The 21,252-nt window shown below is 37.8% G+C and carries 14 protein-coding genes; 12 read left to right on the forward strand and 2 right to left on the reverse strand.

Annotated elements, in window-relative coordinates:
* The first annotated feature begins 192 nt into the window (after positions 1 to 192).
* Positions 193 to 633, forward strand: a complete 441-nt coding sequence (locus ACHRV3_RS18570) for a cytochrome c oxidase assembly factor Coa1 family protein (protein WP_395426447.1) — start codon at positions 193 to 195, stop codon at positions 631 to 633.
* Between the two features lie 20 nt (positions 634 to 653).
* On the opposite strand, the gene ACHRV3_RS18575 is transcribed toward ACHRV3_RS18570, so the two are convergent.
* Positions 654 to 1,421 (reverse strand): nitrilase family protein, encoded by a 768-nt coding sequence (locus ACHRV3_RS18575; protein ID WP_395426446.1) that lies wholly within the window; start codon positions 1,419 to 1,421, stop codon positions 654 to 656.
* Between the two features lie 513 nt (positions 1,422 to 1,934).
* Here ACHRV3_RS18575 and ACHRV3_RS18580 point away from each other — a divergent pair.
* The 10 genes from ACHRV3_RS18580 (at position 1,935) to ACHRV3_RS18625 (ending at position 17,807) form a co-directional block, all read left to right on the forward strand.
* A complete protein-coding gene (locus ACHRV3_RS18580; RefSeq protein ID WP_395435729.1) occupies positions 1,935 to 5,171 on the forward strand; it encodes a SusC/RagA family TonB-linked outer membrane protein in 3,237 nt (1,078 codons plus the stop codon).
* Between the two features lie 18 nt (positions 5,172 to 5,189).
* A complete protein-coding gene (locus ACHRV3_RS18585) occupies positions 5,190 to 6,692 on the forward strand; it encodes a SusD/RagB family nutrient-binding outer membrane lipoprotein (protein WP_395435728.1) in 1,503 nt (500 codons plus the stop codon).
* A gap of 364 nt (positions 6,693 to 7,056) precedes the next feature.
* Positions 7,057 to 10,212 carry a SusC/RagA family TonB-linked outer membrane protein gene (locus tag ACHRV3_RS18590; protein ID WP_395435727.1) on the forward strand — a complete coding sequence of 1,052 codons (3,156 nt, stop codon included), beginning with the start codon at positions 7,057 to 7,059 and terminating at the stop codon, positions 10,210 to 10,212.
* A gap of 11 nt (positions 10,213 to 10,223) precedes the next feature.
* Positions 10,224 to 11,753, forward strand: coding sequence for a SusD/RagB family nutrient-binding outer membrane lipoprotein (locus tag ACHRV3_RS18595; RefSeq protein WP_395435726.1), 1,530 nt, complete (start codon positions 10,224 to 10,226; stop codon positions 11,751 to 11,753).
* Positions 11,754 to 11,767: 14 nt separating this feature from the next.
* Entirely contained in the window at positions 11,768 to 13,087 is a 1,320-nt protein-coding gene (locus ACHRV3_RS18600) for a gluconate:H+ symporter (RefSeq protein ID WP_047776775.1), read from the forward strand.
* A gap of 4 nt (positions 13,088 to 13,091) precedes the next feature.
* Positions 13,092 to 13,559: a RidA family protein gene (locus tag ACHRV3_RS18605; protein ID WP_047776773.1), complete on the forward strand. Its 468-nt coding sequence runs from the start codon at positions 13,092 to 13,094 to the stop codon at positions 13,557 to 13,559.
* A gap of 349 nt (positions 13,560 to 13,908) precedes the next feature.
* On the forward strand, positions 13,909 to 14,940 hold the full coding sequence (locus tag ACHRV3_RS18610) for a PfkB family carbohydrate kinase (protein ID WP_395435725.1): 1,032 nt from the start codon (positions 13,909 to 13,911) through the stop codon (positions 14,938 to 14,940).
* Positions 14,941 to 14,952: 12 nt separating this feature from the next.
* Positions 14,953 to 15,600 (forward strand): bifunctional 4-hydroxy-2-oxoglutarate aldolase/2-dehydro-3-deoxy-phosphogluconate aldolase, encoded by a 648-nt coding sequence (locus ACHRV3_RS18615; RefSeq protein ID WP_047776770.1) that lies wholly within the window; start codon positions 14,953 to 14,955, stop codon positions 15,598 to 15,600.
* 3 nt (positions 15,601 to 15,603) lie between these two features.
* The gene (locus ACHRV3_RS18620) at positions 15,604 to 16,719 is read left to right on the forward strand and encodes a D-TA family PLP-dependent enzyme (protein WP_395435724.1); all 1,116 of its coding nucleotides are present in this window, start codon (positions 15,604 to 15,606) and stop codon (positions 16,717 to 16,719) included.
* 17 nt (positions 16,720 to 16,736) lie between these two features.
* Positions 16,737 to 17,807, forward strand: coding sequence for a dipeptidase (locus tag ACHRV3_RS18625; RefSeq protein ID WP_047776767.1), 1,071 nt, complete (start codon positions 16,737 to 16,739; stop codon positions 17,805 to 17,807).
* On the opposite strand, the gene ACHRV3_RS18630 is transcribed toward ACHRV3_RS18625, so the two are convergent.
* The gene (locus tag ACHRV3_RS18630) at positions 17,804 to 18,580 is read right to left on the reverse strand and encodes a DeoR/GlpR family DNA-binding transcription regulator (RefSeq protein WP_047776765.1); all 777 of its coding nucleotides are present in this window, start codon (positions 18,578 to 18,580) and stop codon (positions 17,804 to 17,806) included. The genes ACHRV3_RS18625 and ACHRV3_RS18630 overlap by 4 nt on opposite strands.
* A gap of 188 nt (positions 18,581 to 18,768) precedes the next feature.
* Between ACHRV3_RS18630 and ACHRV3_RS18635 the strand changes: the two genes are divergently transcribed.
* Positions 18,769 to 21,075 (forward strand): family 20 glycosylhydrolase, encoded by a 2,307-nt coding sequence (locus tag ACHRV3_RS18635; RefSeq protein WP_395435723.1) that lies wholly within the window; start codon positions 18,769 to 18,771, stop codon positions 21,073 to 21,075.
* Positions 21,076 to 21,252 lie beyond the last annotated feature (177 nt).

Raw genomic sequence — 21,252 nt, forward strand, 5'->3', positions numbered from 1 at the left:
AAATAAAATAAGCTCTCAAAATAAAGATTTCGAGAGCTTATTTTATTTTATAGAGAAATCGCAATTGCGTTAGAATCAACCGGATCTTTCGAAGAGAATCTCTCAATATCATTTCCTATTGAAGGTGTTTTTATTCCTTCTTCAACTTAAAACTTCACTAATTTTAAACTAAATTCAACAACAAACTAAAAAATGGAAAAAACCGAGAATGAATTAGTTCTAAGAAAAAGCTGGTGGAGTAGAAACTGGAAATGGTTTTTACCACTAACCCTACTATCGATCCTAAGCTTTGGATTTATTCTATCGTCAAATGTTGCAGGGAGTACAACTGATATTATTCAGGCCTATTCCGATAATTCTCTCTTTGAAGGCGCCATACAAAAAGCCAACTCGAATCAGGAAGTTTTAAAAATTATTGGCACTATAACACCTCTTGACCAATTGGCCATTTTAGAAGGAAACACCTCGTATTCTACAGGCTATAATGCTGTTCATTCTTCTGTTAGAATACAGGGCACCAAAACCAAAGGAAAACTGGATATCACAGCCTTCAAAAAAGGAACAGGATGGGCATACACAAAAATTGTAGTTCGCATTAAAAATTCAAAGAAAGAAATCAAAGTTTTGGACTAATTCTTAAAATTTTTATTTCATTAAATCGTAACTGTAAAATTATCTCTGTCACTTAAAAAATCGAGTTTTTTACGGGTTTCCAGCATTGTATTTTTATCGATTTCAACCACAAAAACACCTTCGTTTTCCTGAGGATCTAAAACAGGATTCCCGAGAAAATCTATCACTTGGGAGTGTCCGACATGCTCGTACTTATTAGCATCCAGCCCTACTCTGTTTACCGCTACTACATAACTTAAGTTTTCGATTGCACGCGCTTTCAGCAAAGCATCCCATGCATTTATACGAACTTTCGGCCAATTGGCAACATATAAAAGCAGGTCGTAATTCTCTACATTTCTAGCAAAAACCGGAAACCTCAAATCATAACAAATCTGAAGACAGATTTTCCAGTCTAAATATTCTACGATTACTTTCTGGGTTCCGCCGGTATAAAATTTGTTTTCTCCGGCCAGCGAAAACAAATGGCGTTTATCATATTGCTGCATTTCTCCATCCGGAAAAACAAACAACATTCTATTATAGTACTGCCCATTTTCTTCAATAATCAAACTTCCTGTAATAGCACATTTATTTTGCTTTGCTAAGGCTTGCATCCAGTGCACCGTTTCGCCTTGCATCGTTTCGGCGATTGCTTTCGCATTCATAGTAAATCCTGTCGAAAACATTTCGGGAAGTACAATCAGGTCAACTGCTTGCGCAATTCCATTGATTTTTTGCTCAAAATGATTTCGATTTTTATCAGGCTGTTCCCAATATAGGTCTGATTGAATAAGTACAATTTTCATCTTACAAAAATACCTTTTTTTAAAGCATAAAAAAACCAATCCTGCTTCCCGTTTTACAAAACCCCAACCCAAAAGGAAACAAACCCAGTAAACATCGGATTTTTAAGAGAAAAACAACATTAACAAAAATAATATTGCAAAAATATTGCATTATTTTTGCAAAAATATCGCTTATAATGGATATAAATTATATATATTTGACCGCGAATAAAAAAAGTAACCCCTTAAAAAACATTCAATTATGAGAAAAAACACCCCGTTTATCAGGCAATACACCCGTAAAATCATTTACGAAAAATTGCAAAATATTATGCAATAAAAAAGCATAAAACAAAAATTTAACAGGTAGAACTGCTGTCTTGAGTGCTGTACTATTAAAGCACAGGCCGCATTAAACCAATAGAGAAAACACTACATTTTGTTTGTAAGAAAATCTCGAAATCAAACGAATTAAAAACGCTTTAACACCAAAACACATCAATCAACAACCCACCACTAACTAAAACCAAGATAATGAAACAAACTATTTCAATATTTATACTATTTTTTACTATGCAAATCGCAACAGGACAGGTAAAAACTGTCAAAGGAACTGTTACCGATTCTAATGGCATAACACTACCCGGAGCCACTGTGCTCCTGAAAAATGAGAAAAAAGGTGTTACCACCGACTTCGACGGTAAATTCTCTATTGAGGCAGAAAAAGGGCAAACCCTTATCGTTTCGTTCTTAGGACTGGAAACCGCAGCTATTCTTATCGATAACGCTGCTATCATTAACGTACAACTAAAAGAAGCTCCTGCAACAGTTCTTTCAGGAGTTGTAGTTACTGCACTTGGCATAAAAAGAGAAAGAAAAGAACTGGGTTATTCCTTTCAGGATGTAAAAGGAAAAGATCTGGCTGACAACCCGACAATAAGTGTCGCACAATCTCTATACGGAAAAGTAGCAGGGGTAAACATCTCTCAAACCACAGGAGGTATCGGAGCCAGTTCCCGCATCGTCATAAGAGGAAACCGATCGATTAGCGGAGACAACCAGCCACTTTATGTTGTCGATGGTGTTACTTTAGGGAATACCGGATTAGCCTCAATAACAGATTCTAAATCCGCAAGATATGCCGAAGGAGCTGATAACGGAGATGGATTATCGAGCTTAAACGTGGATGACATTGAAAATATTTCTGTGCTAAAAGGAGGAGCTGCCAGTGCGCTTTATGGAGAACGTGGCGCCAATGGAGTCATTGTTATTACTACCAAAAAAGGAAAAAGAAACTCTTTAAAAGCAGAATGGAACAGCACTACTACTTTTGACAAAATCAGCACCAACTACAAAGATTTTCAAAGAGACTACGGTACAGGATCAAACGGTCTGCTTCCAAATACCAACGATATTGCAAACGGACGAAATGCCACCACCAGTGCCTGGGGACCAAAATTCGGATCAGCCGGCAACAATACAGTAAGAATCTTTGACGGATCCTACAAACCTTATCAAAACGTAAACAACAATATCAAAGACTTCTTCAGAACAGGAGTAACTGCAATCAATAGCTTTAGTCTATCAGGAGGAGGAGACAACACCGCCTTTAGATTGAACTACTCTAATCTTGATGCTACTGATGTAATCCCTAAAAGTGCTTTAAAAAGAAACACTTTTACATTAGGTTTTAATTCGCAGATCGACAAACTTACACTAGACGCCAAATTTACCTACATTACAGAAAACACAGACAACAGACCTTCCCTATCAGACGATGCCGGTAACCTTGGATTATCAGTAGCCGCTATAGCACCGAACATTGACCAGTCCTGGCTAAAAAACTATGAGGATGAAAACGGTACCTATTATCCATGGAATGCAGATCCAAACCGACTAAACCCATATTTTGTTTTAAATGAAAATAAAAACGAAACACAGAAAAACAGAATACTGGGTAATTTCAGCGCTACTTATGCTCTTAACAGCTGGCTAAACGCTACAGGAAGAGCAGGAATTGACCGTTTTACATTTGAAAGCTCCGATTTTGTTAATGCCGGAACCACCTGGTCCCAAAGGCAATCAGGATACCTGGCCAATAGTAACACTACCTTTCAGGAATACAACACAGAGGTTTTATTAAATGCTCAGAAATCATTCGGTGATTTTAATATCAATTTAGGTGCCGGTGCCAATCAACGAAATACCCAAAGAGTCATTACAGGAAATGTATTCACAAATATGATTACTAATGGTATAAACAAACAATCGAATTTTCTTTCCGGCATTCCCAGCTCAAAAATCAATGATGAAATACTGGTGCGCTCCGTATACACCTACTTAAGAACCAATTACAAAAACTATTTATTCTTAGATTTCACAGGCCGTAATGACTGGAATTCAACGCTTGCCTCAGCAGTAAGCTCCTCCGGCAACAATAACTATTCGTACTTTTATCCGTCTGTATCTTCCAGTTTTATTTTTACTGATGGTTTAAACATTACCAGCGAAGTATTGACCTTTGGAAAAATAAGAGCCTCTTGGGCAGGAACTGCAAAAGCACTGGAAGCACCTTATTCAACTGCCCTCAACTATAACATACAAGCAAAACCTTTATTAGGAAACCCAATCGGCTCAGTAGTAAACAACATTGTCCCAAACAATGCTCTAAAACCGGAATTCACCACCAGTTATGAAGCGGGAATCGATTTAGGATTCTTTAAAAACCGTTTGCAACTAGATCTATCCTACTATTACACCAAAACAAAAAATCAATTAATTGTATTAAACACTTCACAAACATCCGGTTTCGTAGGAGCAAATGCGAATGCGGGTACGGTTGAAAACAAAGGTTTTGAAGCCTTGGTAACGGCCGGTATTTTCAGAGATCCAAACGGATTCAACTGGGATATCACGCTTAACTTTGCGAAAAACGAAAACAAATTACTGGAATTAACAGACAAAACAGATCTGCAAGTAATCTCTAATGCAAGATGGGCAGGCGCACAAATTGTTGCAAAAGTAGGAGAAAGCTCTACGCAGATTTATGGGAAAAAATTTCAAAGATCACCTGACGGTCAAATCCTGATAGACGACAAGGGTAATCCTATATTAACGCAAACCCTTGAAAACTTAGGAAAAACTGCACCCGACTGGATTGGAGGGGTTATTAATGAATTCTCTTATAAAGGAATAAGTCTTAGAGCCAATTTTGACATGAAATTTGGAGGCAAAATGTATTCCATGACCAATGCTCTTGCTGCTTCTACAGGACTATCTGATGTAACTATCGAAGGAAGAGAAGAATTCAATGCATGGGTTGCCCAACAAATTGCAGCAGGAAAAACGCCAACAGAAATCGGGCAACTAGCTCCCGGCGCAGGACTTATTGTAAACGGGGTAACCGAAATTAAAGACATCAACGGCAATGTAACCGGATACCAAAACAATACTACACCGGTGAATCCTCAAACGTATTGGAGAAATCTGTACGGAGATGATACCACCCCGGAACCCTTCATCTATGACGCATCCTATGTTAAACTGAGAGAAGCTTCTATTAGTTATGACCTTCCTAAAAAATGGCTAAAAGGAACCGGATTTGACCGATTTAAATTTTCAGTAATTGGAAGAAACCTATGGACCGTTTATTCTAAAGTTCCAAACATCGATCCGGAATCTACTTATACAAACGGAAACGGTCAAGGTTTTGAATATGGTTCTCTTCCTTACAGAAGATCTTATGGCTTTAACTTACAATTATCATTCTAATCCACTAATTTGATCCAAATGAAAAAATATATACAACAGTTAACAAAATATGTACTGGGAATGATTCTGGTACTTACCACAACTAATTGTGCTGACGACGATCTTTTCAGAGAAACCAATACCAATCCGGAAACTTTCGTATCGGTAGATCCTTCAACACAATTAACCGGAATTCAAGCCGCAATGTCGGGTGGCTGGTTTGAACAATGGAGAGCAAATCTTATCTACGGAGAAGGATTTATCCAACATCTTGGCGGATCTTGGCCTGTTGCCAATTATGGTTCTTTTTTTATTGCATCCAGAGAATACCAAGAAGCGCTTTGGATTTCAAATTATGGAGGTGGACTTGTACGTAACCTTGTTGATGTTCTGGAAAAAACCAATGAAAAACCAGAGTTCAACAATCTAAACGGAATGGCAAAAGTATTAAAAGTCATGACCTTTCAGCGCTTAACCGATTTGTATGGAGACATTCCGTATTCTGAAGCAGGTTTAGGTTATTACAAGAAAATTTTCTATCCAAAATACGACAGTCAAAAAGACATTTATACTGATTTTTTTAAAGTTTTGGATGAAGCCCAAAATCAAATGCAACCCCAAGCTGTACCTACTAAAGGAGATCTGTTTTATGCCGGCGATGCAGCCAAATGGAAGAAAATGATTAGTGCATTAAGGCTTCGTTGTGCTATGAGAATCTCAAAAGTAGACCCCGCTTTGGCAAAAGAACAAATCTTAAAAGCCGTTGCAAATGGCCTGTTTACAAGCAACGCCGACAATTGCTACATGAAACATGACGCAACACTTCCGGAAACGGCAGGTGCTTTGAACAACGGTAACGGAGTATCACAGGGACTAAAAGGCAGCGGTCCTGTATACGATCACCCAACCACTACCATCCTGAACCTATTAGGTAATGATCCCCGAAAAAAAATATGGTTTCGACTAAATCCTAACGGGATTTACGAAGGAATCAATCCGAACCAATACAGATGGGATCACGAACCATCGAGCAACAACCTGTCAGAACTTCAACCTTATTTATATGAAAATAGCGCTCCGTACCTTCATTTTACTTATTCTGAAGTAATGCTTCTTCTAGCCGAAGCTTCTTTTAAAGGACTGTATACCGGAGACGCCAAAGACTATTACAAAAAAGGAATTGAAGCAGGAATCAGACAATGGTCTATATTTAAAGACGAAAGTATAATTGATAATGCGGCAATTAACACTTTTCTGGCAACCAAAAATCTTACCCCCGGAAAAGAACTGGAAGAAATTGCGACGCAACAATGGTTAACATTCTTTTTAAACGGAATAGAAGCCTATACCAATTACAGACGAACTGACTTTCCAGTTTTGATTAAAATTACGCGTCCAGCCTCCGGAACCAACGGAATTATGCCAACAAGAATGCCATACCCAATAGAAGAATCCACAAGCAACAGAGACAACTATTTAGCTGCAAGTGCAAAATACAACAACAATAGTTGGTTAGCCAAAGTTTGGTGGGATGTAGATTAATTTACAAGCCTTTATAAAAATCACATACTTCCTTTTTTTTTATTAGTACCACTCGAAATTCACACCGAATTATGGGTGGTACTTTTTTTGAATTACCATTGGTTTCAACCAACGTCTATCGAACCCCTTTCGATCAAAAAATACGATTTTTCAGCCAAAATTACTTTTTTCGCAGAAAACCATTCTGTGCAAAAATTTCTCAAAATACCACTAAAAACAACACTTCTTTTGGAATAAAAAAATACTTCAGAAAAAAAATCTGCAAAAAAAATGCATTTTGTGCAAAAAAAATGCAAATTTGTAAAATTAATTTCTATATTTGATTGCCGACTAAACCAAAAAAAAACATGAAAACCAAAGTATTATGAAAACAAAGCTAATTTCATTAGTGTTTGTTGGAGGAATGATCCTCTCAGCAAATGCAAACGAGGTTGCAATTAAAAAGCACCTTATTGAACAAAAAAGCAGTCAGATTGAAATTACGGGTCAGATAAAAGGCCAAGATGACGGAATGCCAATTGCAGGAGCCACCATCGTGGCAAAAAGCAATAACAAAATAGTAACCATCACGGATGAATCCGGGAATTTTAAACTAAATGTTCCGGAAAATGAGACCGCAATTATCATCTCATACATGGGCTATGAAACGACCGAATACAATCTGGAACGTACTACAAATATTACTATAAGCCTAAAACCAGCTGAAAACGTTCTGGAACAAGTTTTAGTAACTGCATTAGGAGTTAAAAAAAGTAGCAAAGCCATATCTTATGCGGTAACCGAACTTAAGGGAACCGAATTTACGAAAGCAAAAGAAACTAATATCACGAATGCTTTGGCCGGAAAAATTGCCGGTGTAAACGTTAGTGCCACTGCCACGGGCCCGACGGGATCAACGAGAGTTGTAATTCGTGGAAATGGTTCCTTAAACGGAAACAACCAACCAATGTATGTTGTCAATGATTTACCTATAGACAACACCCAACTGAACTTGCCCGGAATCGGTAACGGAGCGGGATCTCCAAGAATTAACGTAGACCGAGGAGACGGAACATCTGTTATAAATCCGGATGACATCAAAAGTATTACCGTGTTAAAAGGAGGAACAGCTGCTGCTTTGTACGGTGCAAATGCCGCAAATGGTGTTATTTTAATCCAAACCAAAAGAGGAACAGCACAAAAAGGAATCGGTGTAGAATACAATAGCTCTTTTACTTTTGAAACTCCGTCTATTAAACCGGACTGGCAATACGAATACGGATCCGGTGCTTTGGGCAAAAAACCCACAACAAAAGCCGAAGCTATAGAATTCGGACGTTGGTCCTGGGGAGCAAAAATGGACGGATCAGATGTTATTCAGTTTGATGGTGTAAAAAGACCTTACTCCCCTCAAAAAGACAACATTAAAAACTTCTACAAAACCGGAACGACCTTCATCAACTCTATCGCTTTATCGGGAGGAAGTGAAAAAGCAACGGGACGTCTTTCACTAATGAATATGGACAATGAAGGTATTGTTCCCAATTCGAGCTTTAATCGTAAAAGCGTTAACATTTCGACGAATGTGAATTTAACAGATTGGCTAAAATTTGATGTTGTAGCGCAATACAATATTGACAAAACAGACAACAGAACAACCGTTTCTGATGCCGAGGCAAACCCAAACTGGGGAACTTATATGATTGCCAACACCGTAGATATCAGAAATCTTTCTCCGGGATATGGCCCAAATGGCATTGAAACACCTTGGAACCCTGTTGCCGTGGCCACCAATCCTTACTTCGCAGTAAATCAAATTAAAAACAGCGATACCAAAAACCGTTTCATCGGAATGTTAAATGTAAAAGTAAATTTTACCCCTAACTTATTCCTTCAAGGGCGTATCGGGCAAGATTTTACCAATTATGATTTCTATGGTTATATTCCAAAAACAAGTTTAAACAACCCGGTTGGATACGGACAAGGTTCAAAAGTAAAGTTGTCTAATGTCAATTCTGAAGCAATCCTTAATTATACCAAGAAAAACATTTACAATGATTTTTCTTTAAACGCTTTAATTGGTGTCAATTCCCGTACTTCTTTGAGAGACGAAATCAGAATAGACGGATCCAACTTTGTATTGGATAATTTCTACTCACTAACAAACTTAGCTACTATAACTTACAGCTATCCTTATGGAAAAACCAAAACAAACTCGGTTTATGCAGCTGCCGATTTAGATTATAAAAATGTCGTTTTCTTAAACTTTACAGGACGTCAGGATTGGTTCTCGACTCTTTCATCAGAAAACAACACGATCTTTTACCCTTCAATTGGAACCAGTGTTATCCTATCTGATCTTGTAAAAATGCCGGAATGGATTTCGTTCTCTAAACTAAGAGCTTCCTGGGCACAAGTTGGTGGCGCTACTCCGGATCCTTACGCCTTAAATCAGTCGTATTCTATCATTCAGGGAGGACATAACGGTCAACAATTACAAGGCACAACGGGTTCAAGAGTTCCAAATTCTACTTTGAGTCCATTGACTTCCACAACGTTTGAAGTAGGAACAGATATCGGTTTTTTCAACAATCGTTTGAATCTTGATTTAGCCTGGTACAACCGTGTAACCACTAATGATATCGTTGAAACTACCATCTCTAATGCATCAGGAGCCAGAACTGCCTTATTGAATCTTGGAAAAATGAGAAATGAGGGAGTTGAAGTTTTATTAAGCGGAAAAATCATTAACTCAGAAAACTTCTCGTGGGATGCCAGTATCAATGGATCTTACAACAAAAATACTGTTGAAGCACTTGCAGATCACTTAAATTCCATCACAATGGCAACTTCTGTAAACGGATACGTTACCATAGCAAGTGATGTTGGTCGTCCTTACAGTATTATAAAAGGATACAAACCTTTAAAAGATGCCAACGGCAATACAGTATACAATGTTAGTGCCGGTACTGCAACAGTAGCACAAGGTCCTCTGGAAGAATTAGGTCAGGGAGTTCACCCTTGGGCAGCAGGTATTAGTAATGAATTCAAATACAAATCAGTATCATTCAGCTTTTTAATTGATGGTAAATTTGGAGGAGACTTATATTCCGGTACAGATTTGTACGGAACTCGTATGGGATTAACCAAAATGACTTTAGAAGGTCGTGAAAATGGATTGCCAATTTCGGGCGTAGATCCTAGTGGAAATCCGGTTAACATGGTTATTTCACCGGAAAACTTAAGAACTTACTATGACGGATTAAGAAACATCTCTTCTTATTTTGTTTACGATGCCAGTTTTGTAAAATTAAGACAAGTAATCATCGGATATCAGTTACCAATCGAAAAGATCAAAAGCCTTTCCAGACTTCAAGGTGTTTCTGTTTCCTTTATCGCGAGAAACTTATTCATCCTTTACAAGAAAACACCAAACGTAGATCCGGAATCGGTATTTAGTGCCGGAAATGCTCAAGGTGTAGAACAATTTGGAGTGCCAAGAACAAGAAGTTTTGGTTTAAGTTTAAATGTTAAATTTTAAAGTACAAAGAAATGAAAAAGACATCTATTTTATATATAGCAGGTATACTTTTAGGAAGCATGACAGCCTGTACTAAAGATTTTGAAGAAATAAACACGAACCCTAATTCTGTTGAAGTAGCCAATCCAAATTTCATATTCAGTCAATCGCAACTGGACGGCTTAAATAACAATTATTTCTTCACCAACGTTTTAGAATGTGGGGGTATGTTGCAACATTATGCCACTTACAAAGAAGCATCCGGTGTTGGAGATAAATACCTGAGCAACGAGGTATACTATTCTGCGTATTTCAATCGAGGTTATCCAACTGCAGTAAATGAAATTCAAACAGTGATTAATTTACTACAGAATAATCCTCTTGACAGCAACAGACTTAACATTGCAAGGATCTGGAAAGTTTACGTCTACCACCGCATGACCGATTTGTACGGAGACGTTCCATATACGGAAGCTGCGAAGGCTTATTCGAATGAACATTTTCTTCCTAAATACGACAGTCAGGAATTCATCTACAAAGATTTATTGAAAGAACTTGATGAAGCTGCGACCGCATTAGACCCTGCAAAAACAAGTTTTGGCAAAGCCGATCTTATATATGACGGTAATATCCCAAAATGGAAGAAGTTTTCATATTCTTTAATGCTTCGTTTAGGGTTAAGATTAACAAAAGTTGATCCGGCATTGGCCAAAACCTGGGTTACAAAAGCCATCGCCGGTGGTGTAATTGTAAACGGAACCGACAATGCGCTTATGAAATATACAGATGGTCCAAACGATTTCAACAGAAACCCAGCCGGTATTGATTCAAGAAGTATTGATTTCACAAAAGACTCCTTTGGTCAAAAGAATGTAGAAGGCGGAAAACTGGCCAAAACGTTTATAGATGTACTAAAAGCTACAGCTGACCCAAGGATCAGTGTTTATTCTGGTGTTTGGCAAGGAACAACGCAAAACACTGCGGCCGACGTTCAAAAAGGTTTTCCAAACGGACTTAAAACACCTCCAACGGCAATAGAACAAGCCACTTTTTCTGAGCCAAATCAGGGTACTGTTTTTAGATATGACGCCCCTCTTGTAATCTTAGGCAATGCCGAAACTAATCTTTATTTAGCAGAAGCTGCAGCGAGAGGTTGGTACACTGCCGAAACGGATAAAGATTTATATGAAAAAGGAGTTAAAGCATCGTTCCTCAATATGGGAATTTATGGTGCAACTTATGCCATCACGGATGCAACACCTTATTTAACAGCCAATCCTTTTAACGCGGCAGGAACTTTTGAGCAAAAAATGAATCAAATACACTCTCAGATTTGGGTCGCTTTGTTTGTAGATGAGCAGGAAATTTATTCGAACTGGAGAAGAACAGGCTATCCTGCTCTGGTACCGGTAAACTTTCCCGGCAATGTCACAAACGGAACAATACCAAGACGTTTGAGATACCCTGTAAGCGAATATTCGGTGAATTCAGCTAACTTAGCTGAAGCCATCAAACGCCAGGGAGCAGACACATTCACAACAAGAACATGGTGGGATAAATAATATAATAGAAATAAATGAGCATTTTAATTCTTACTGCCTGTATTGCCTTTTTAATCCTGCAAATTGCCTGGTTTAAAATCAATCCTTTTATCGCATTTATTATCACAGCTTTATTAGCAGGTCTTACTTTAGGCCTGCCGATAGACACTTTATCACAGACGGTGCAAAAAGGTCTGGGCGAAATGTTAGGCTCCATAACGCTGATCATCGTATTTGGAACTTGCATTGGAAAACTCACTGTTTCGTCCGGAGCAGCCAATGTTATTGCTAAAACTGTTATGGGATGGACAGGTAAAAAATACGTCCGCTTAGGCCTAATGATTACCGGATTTATTGTAGGGATACCTCTATTTTATAGTGTGGGGTTTGTTTTGTTAGTTCCATTAATCTTCTCAGTAGCCCATCAATTTAAACTATCAAAAGTATATTTAGGAATTCCTATGCTTGCGTCACTTTCAGTAGCGCACGGTTTTTTGCCTCCCCATCCGTCACCAATGGCATTGAGTAGTATTTTAAATGCAGACATTGGCCTTGTTTTGGTGTATGGAATTATAATCGCCATACCAACTATTTTCATTGCGGGTTTGTTATTTTCAAATTTGCTTAAAAACATTAAAACACAATCTAATCAAGAAATTTTAAATGTAGAAGAAATTGCAAACGAAGGCAAACTTCCGAGTTTTTCCGTTAGTATATTCTCTGCGCTATTTCCTGTTTTTGGATTAACCTTAACCTCGTTATTACCCTTTTTGACTAATAACGAAACAGCTCTTAACATAGGTAAAACACTTGGTGAACCTAGCATTATAATGTTAATCTCACTATTGATCTGCACTTACACTTTAGGTACACGAATGAACAGAAGCTTAAAATCCGTAATGGATGATTACGCAACTGCTATTAAAGATGTTGCCTTAATCGTTTTAATTGTTGGTGGTGCAGGAAGCTTAAAAGAAGTCATGATCGTCAGCGGCGTTAACAACACCATTGTTGATTTGCTAACACAAACAAGCATTCATCCCTATATATTGGCCTGGATGATGGCTGCAATAATTCGTATTTGTGTTGGCTCTGCAACGGCTGCCGGCCTAATGACTGCCAGCGTTTTACTACCTTTATTACAAGCCAATAACCTAGACCCCAATCTACTCGTATTAGCGGTAGGAGCCGGAAGCTTAATGTGCTCCCATGTAAACGATCCAAGTTTTTGGATGTTTAAGGAATATTTTAATATCAGCCTGAAAGATACGTTCAAATCATGGACCGTCATGGAATCTTTAGTATCGGTTTTAGGAATCATTTTCGTTTTTATTTTAAACTCAATTATACATTAATATCATGAATTTATTACCACAAGAAAAATTTGAAACATTAGGCTTATCCTTACCTCCGGCACCACAGCCGCTTGGTATTTACAAACCTTATTTAGTTGATGGTAAATATTTATACCTGTCAGGACACGGTCCGGTTCGCGACGACAAATCCTTAATTATCGGAAGAATTGGCGACGATATGGACATTGAAGAAGGAAAACTGGCCGCAAGACAAGTTGGTCTGACGATGCTTTCTACAATTGTGACCAATTTCGGAAGCCTGAACAAAGTAAAAAGAGTCGTAAAAGTCCTTGGTATGGTAAATTGTACGGAAGATTTTTTAAGACATCCTTATGTAATTAATGGCTGCAGTGAACTGTTTGCTGAGGTATGGGGTCAGGAAAACGGAATTGGAGTACGAAGCGCTGTAGGAATGGGCTCTTTACCTGATAATATCCCTGTAGAAGTAGAAGCTGTTTTTGAATTATTCTAAAACACAAGTCAAAAATGCCACGGATTACTCGAATTTTCACAAATTAATTTAACGCAACGATTTGTGTAAATTAGTGTAATTCGTGTTCAAATAATGCCACAGATTTCACTGATTCAAAGGATTAAAATTGTTTGCCACGAATTGCTCGAATTCCCCAAATTAATTACACGCAATGATTTGTGTAAATTTGTGTAATTCGTGGCTAAAGAAATATTCAACAGATTAAAATTGTTTGCCACGAATTGATCAAACTCCCCCGGATTAATTATACGCAGTGATTTGCTATAATTGATAAAATTCGTGGCTTAACAAAATCTTTACGCTATTAATCTGTACAAAAATTATAAACATGAATACAAATACCTCACAAACAAAAATTACAACTTTTGGAGAATTATTACTCCGAATGAATGTCGCGAATGGATATCGATTTACGCAAGCCAACGAAATGCGCATTCATGTTGGCGGAGCCGAAGCCAATGTTTGTGTTTTACTTTCTCAATTAGGAATCCACACCGATTATATCACACGATTGCCTCAAAATGATTTGGCACAATTAGCCTTAAACGAACTTCAGAAATACAAAGTAAACACTTCGAATTGCATTTATGGCGGAGAGCGTCTGGGACTGTATTTTGTTGAAGCCGGAAATCAAATCAGACAATCGCAGGTGATCTATGACCGAAGCAACTCTTCTTTCGCTACCATTAAAGAAAAGCAAATTAACTGGAATCTTGTTTTGAACGATGCCACACATTTTCACTGGTCGGGAATTAGTCCCGGTGTTTCTTATGAAGCTGCATTGGTTTGCAAAGAGGCCATTCTTGCTGCACATCAAAAAGGATTACCGATTTCTTCTGACTTTAATTTCAGATCGAAGTTATGGCAATACGGCAAAAAACCGGCTGAGGTTATGCCCGAACTGCTTCATTACAGCACCATCACTATTGCCGATTTAGACGCAATCGAAATTTATTTCGGAATAAAAACCGACACCAAAGAATCCGATGCCAATCGTTTTCAGAAAACATTCGAGTTATTAAAAGCAAAAATGCCTTTTCTAAAAACGCTTGCGATGAGTTTTAGAAAATCAGACGGGCCGGCACATTTGTATAAAGGGTTGTTGGCACATGAAGATCATTTTTACGAAACCACAGAACACAAAATACAATTGGTAACCGACCAAATTGGTTCGGGAGATGCCTTTACAGCAGGTTTGCTTTACGGACTCAACAAAGCCTTTTCCGGTCAGGAAATTATAGATTGGGCAACGGCCTGTGGCGTAATTAAACAAAGCATACCGGGAGATTTTGCCATCAGCACCCCAACCGAGATCAGTCATTTTATTAAAAATGGCTCAAGTAATAGAATTAACAGATAAATTTCCCCAGATATGTACAGCATTTTAAAAGCTCAAGGTGTACTTCCGTTAGTAACTCAAATCAACATTCAAACTGCCGAGATCTTATTGAAATCAGCTGCAGCAACCGGTATTAAAATTATCGAATTTGCAGCACGTTCAAATGATGCAAAGGAGGTTTTCAGCCAAATGATTGCGTTTAGAAATGCCCATAAATTAGACCTAAAAATAGCCGTTGGCTCTATTTTGACCCTACAGGATGCACAAACCTACCATCAATTGGGAGCAGATTGTATCGTTTGTCCGCACACCGATTTGGAAATTGGCGCTTATTGCCTTAAAAACAAGGTGTATTGGATTCCCGGAGCCGCTACCTTAAACGAAATACTGCATGCTAATAATTTAGGAGCAGAAATAGTCAAATTATTTCCTGCCGATAAAATTGGCGGACCCGGCTATGTAAAAGCAATAAAAGCTCCTTTTCCGAACTTAAAGCTAATGCCTACCGGTGGCGTGACTTTAGAAGAAACCAACTTAAAATCCTGGTTTAAAGTTGGCGTTGTCTGTGTCGGTATCGGATCTAATTTGTTTTCTAAAGAACTATTAGCTCAATTGACTTATGAAAAATCAGTTGAAGCCTTTCAAAATTTAATTGAAGTTATCGAAAAAACAAGAACCTAAATCATGGAAGAAAATTGGTGGAAAATTAATTCCGAAACACTTATCGACACTCCTTTTTTGGCCGTTTATGAAGACCGTTTACAACACAATATCGAACATTTGATTGCGACGGTAAAAGGTGATGTGCAGAAGTTACGTCCTCACATTAAAACACACAAAACCGGAGAAATTCTTGATTTGTTTAAAGTGTATGGCATAAACAAAGTCAAATGCGCCACAATTGCTGAAGCAGAACTTTGTGCAATTCACCAAATTTCGGATATTTTATTAGCCTATCAGCCTGTTGGATTACGTGGGGAAAGATGGATTTCTTTAGTTCAGAAATATCCTCTTTCAGAATTTTCAACTATCGTCGACAATATAGAATCAGCGAAAGAATTAAATGAAAGTGCAAAAAAGAAGCAAGTACAACTTACCGTTTATCTGGATCTAAATACCGGAATGAACCGAACAGGATTTTCGGTTTCTGAAGATTGGATTGCTTTAGCAAAAGAAATAATGCAACTGGAGAACATTCATTTTGCCGGAATTCACATTTACGACGGTCATCTAAAAGGTAGTGTTGAACAACGAAAACTAGACGCTTCCCATTCTTTTTCAATCATCAATCAAAAAATAGAAACATTACAGCAACAAGTAAATTACGAACTGAAAATTGTTGCGGGAGGTTCTAATACATTTCCTTTTTATTCCGAACAAGAAAACGTAGAATGCAGTCCGGGCACTTTTGTTTTTTGGGATATTAATTACAGTCTAAATTTACCCGAACAACACTTTAAACCGGCGGCAGTTCTTGTCGGAACCATTATTTCCACACCAAGTTCTTCAACATTCTGCATTGATATTGGTTATAAAGCAGTTGCTTCAGAAAATCCGATAGACAAAAGATTAGTGATTTTGAATGATGAAAACTTGGTCCCAACGGCCCATTCAGAAGAACATTTAATTATAGAAAACCGAGGCAAAAACAAGTATAAAATTGGCGATATTATTTATGCCATTCCGTACCACGTCTGCCCTACCTGCGCTCTTTACGAGACCGTTCAGATTGTCAATGCAGCACATCAAATCTGTGACCAATGGGTTGTCGAGGCGCGCAACAGAAAAATTAGTATTTAAAATTTAAGATCCCCACTATGTTTATAATAGATGCCCATTTAGACCTGAGCATGAATGCAATGGAATGGAACCGAGATTTAAGGAATGATGTAAAAACATTACGCCATTTAGAAAAAGGAATGACCGACAAACCGGATCGTGAACGGGCAACAGTTTCGTTTCCTGATCTGCGAAAAGGTAATATTGGCATTGTAGTCGCCACACAAATCGCACGTTTTGTAAAACCGGGCAGCAGCATTCCGGGTTGGAATTCTCCCGAGCAAGCCTGGGCGCAAACACAAGGACAATTAAACTGGTACAAATGCATGGAGGAAGCCGGTGAAATGGTTGCCATTACTGATAAAAAATCGCTTCAAAAGCAAATTGATCTATGGAATGACGGTACACCAAATGATAAAAAACCTATTGGTTATATCCTGAGTTTAGAAGGAGCCGATTCGATTGTAGACATTTCCTATTTAGAGAAAGCCTACAATTATGGATTAAGAGCCATTGGACCCGCTCATTATGGCCCTGGTCGTTACGCGAACGGAACGGATGCAACCGGAAAAATGAATCAAAACGGAATTGATTTATTAAAAGAAATGGAACGTCTGAATATTATTTTAGATGCCACTCATTTATGTGATGATGCTTTCTGGCAAGCTTTGGATCATTACAACGGTCCGGTTTGGGCAAGTCACAACAACTGTCGAAGTCTTGTGGATCATAACAGACAATACAGCGACGAAATGATTAAAGCATTAATCTCAAGAGGAGCAGTTATTGGTGGTGCTTTAGATGCCTGGATGTTAGTCCCAAATTGGGAAAGAGGCGTTTCAACCCCTTTAGGCACACAATGCAATCTGGAAACGGTCTTCAGACACATGGATCACATTTGCCAATTGGCGGGAAATGCCAACCACATTGGTGTAGGTTCAGATCTCGATGGCGCTTTTGGAACCGAACAAGGCCCTTATGATTTAGACACGATTGCCGATTTGCAGAAACTGGTATTGATTTTTAAAAACAATGGCTATACTGATGAAGATCTAAAAAGCATCTTTCACCAGAACTGGATTAATTTTTTAATGAAAAACTGGCATTAAACAAACACTAAACTTGGAACTGCCTTCTTATAGGATTGTAATTTTTCGTGATCAGGCTCTACTTCGGTCACTACATAATCTACCTCGGATAAGTTGGCAATTTTCATTTTTAGAACGGTATCCAATTTTTCGGAAATAGTCAAAATGGCTGTTTTTTGTGAAGCCTGAATCATTGCTTTTTTTACCTGAACCGTTTCCCAATCAGAATCTGAGAAACCGCCTTCAATATCTAAAGCATTGGTTCCCAAAATCAATAAATCGACTTTAATATTAGCCAATTGATTGTATACATCACCGCTCACACACATTTGGCTGTAAGACGAAATGCTACCACCGATCATGATAATTTTAACATTAGGTTTATCCAGAAGTTCAACAGCAGACAAAACAGTAACCGTAAAAATGGTCAGACTCAAATCATTTGGAATCAAACGAATAAATTCTCTAATGGTCGTTCCGCCACCAATTAATAAAACCATACCATCATGAAGAAGTCCTATTGTTTTTTGCGCAATAATTTGTTTCGACTCGCCCGCATAGGTTTGATTTGATGAAGAGTGGTGATAGGCTTTGGTCATCGCACCCCCTTTTACTTTAATCAATAAGGATTCCGATTCGAGTTCATTAATATCGCGTCTAACGGTATCTTCTGAAACACATAGTTTAACAGAAAGCGTTTCAAAACTCACACGAGTGTGCAAATTAATTTCTTTTAAAATATGACTTTTACGTTCTTCCTTAGTATAATTTACTATCTCATTATCATTGTTCATGAAAATACATTTTATTAAACAAATGTAAACAATTAATGCAAGATTATTGCGAAACAAAATACAACATGACGCAATAAAAAAGTTAATTCCGCTATTTCAAAGACATTTAAGCAATGTTAAGTTTTGCATATTTTTTGCAAATAGATTCCTAAACAATATATTTGTTTATAACTAACCCAAAATAAACCATGAAAAAAAGCCTTCTATTTTTTTTGCTGTTTTGTTATTCCTTCGGAAATGCACAAGCCACTTCTGAAAACAATACTATAATTCCGGCACCAAACTTCTATAAAGCAACAGGTGACAGTGTTCGTTTAAACGGACAAATCAAAGTTGTTTTTGAAAACAATAAATTCAGCCCAAAAGAACTTAAAACAGCACAACTTTTTGAAACAGTCATTAACGGAAACCTTCCTTCAAAAAAGAGTACGATCGAAGTTCAATTCAGCACCAAAAATCCTTCAGCTACCCTAAACAAAGAAGCTTACAAAATTAGTATTACCTCAAAAAAGATCAGCGTAACCGGCTCAGAAGAAGGATTATTCTATGCCGTTCAGAGTTTGCTGCAACTCTTACCGAACAAACAGTCTGATAAAAAAGAAATAAAGCTCCCTTGTCTCACCATCGAAGACGAACCAAGGTACGCTTACCGCGGATTGCACTTGGATGTATGTCGTCACTTTTTTTCGGCAGACGTTATAAAAGATTTCATCCGTCAGATGTCGTACTATAAATTGAATAATTTTCACTGGCATTTAACCGACGATCAGGGATGGAGAATTGAAATAAAAAAATACCCGAAACTAACCGATATTGGATCTAAAAGAGCACAAACGCTGGTTGGAAATAAGTTTGAAAGATTCCCACGTTTCTTTGACGGCAATCCTTATGGTGGTTTTTACACGCAAGAAGAAATCAAAGATGTCGTTAAATTTGCTGAAGCCCATTATGTGAATATCATTCCCGAAATTGAAATGCCGGGACACGCAACAGCAGCATTAGCCGCCTACCCCAATTTATCCTGTTTTCCGGATCGCACTTACAAAGTTGTGGAATCCTGGGGTGTTTTCGAAGATATTTTTTGCGCCGGAAAAGAAGAAACTTTTACTTTTTTAGAAGATGTTCTTACTGAAGTTATTGCATTATTCCCAAGCAAATACATTCATATTGGAGGAGATGAATGCCCAAAAGCACGATGGGAAGTTTGTCCGAATTGCCAAAAAAAGATTAAAGATTTAGGACTAAAAAACGAACATGAACTACAAACTTACCTGACTACGCGAATAGAAAAATTTCTGAATGCAAACGGAAGACAAATTCTGGGTTGGGATGAAATGCTTGAAGGCGGACTTGCTCCCAATGCAGCGGTAATGTCCTGGCGCGGGGAATCCGGAGGAATTGCGGCCGCAAAACAGAAGCATTTTGTAATTATGAATCCCGAACAAGTTCTTTATTTGGATTACAATCAAGGGTATTCACCACAAGAACCTTTGACAGTAGGACGATTAATTACGGTTGACAAAATATACAATTACAATCCAACTCCTGTGGACAGCTTAACTGTTGAAGAGCAAAAATACATTATTGGTGTACAGTCTAATCTTTGGTCAGAATACTTAACCAACCCGGCGAAATTAAATTACCAGCTTTATCCAAGAGTTTTTGCTTTGGCAGAAATTGCCTGGACACAACCTCAAAACAAAAATTACAACAGTTTTGTTTTAAAACGAATGCCACATCACTTGGAAAAACTGGAAATTCAAAAAAGATTGTACAAAGTCCCAACGCCTTTTGGTTCCAAGGAAACAGCACTAATTGCATCAAAATACACTTTAAATCTAGTGCCAACAATCAAAAACGGGCAAATTTTCTATACTATAGACGGTTACAATCCGGACGAGACTGCGGTACTTTATGAAAAACCGGTTACCATAAATATCCCAAAAGGAGAATATCGAATCATCAAAACAGTTCAGATTAGTTCTGGTGGAAGAAAAAGTTCTATTAATAAAATAGTGGTTCGTAATCCTGATTTAAAACCGGCCTTGGCTATAAAACCAACCAAACATGGTTTAAAATACGACTATTATACCGGAACTCTTTTTCAACAAGTTCAGGATTTAGAATTAGCAAAACCTCTAAACTCAGGTATTTTTGAAGGTGCTATTAGCAGTGAAAAATGGAAAACCAAAACAGAGCGTTATATCGGCTTAAAATTCGACGGGTACATCTATGTGCCTGAAACCGCAAACTATACCATTTCGACGCTTTCAGATGACGGATCGAAGCTTTTTATAGACGATGAACTAGTCGTTAACAATGACGGAATTCATTGGCTAAATGAAGCTTATGGTGCCGTACAACTCGAAAAAGGATTCCACAAACTCAATATCAGCTATTTTGATCAGGTTGGAGGAACCACTTTAAACTGTTTTATACAACAAGAAGGAAAAGAAAAACAGGAAATAAACAGCTCGCAATTGTATTACGAATAAGCGCATAAAAAAACGCATCTGCCAAGGCGGATGCGTTTTCTTTATAAACTAATGTCTTGTCCTGAAATAGCGATACACAAAAAGTGTCATTATGGAAAACCATCAGGAATTACGCTATGTAAAGCGTACCCAAAAAGACTACAGTATGTCTTTTAAATTACAAATTGTTCAAGAAAT

It is taken from the genome of Flavobacterium sp. FlaQc-49, assembly GCF_044005985.1.
Taxonomy (GTDB): domain Bacteria; phylum Bacteroidota; class Bacteroidia; order Flavobacteriales; family Flavobacteriaceae; genus Flavobacterium; species Flavobacterium cupriresistens.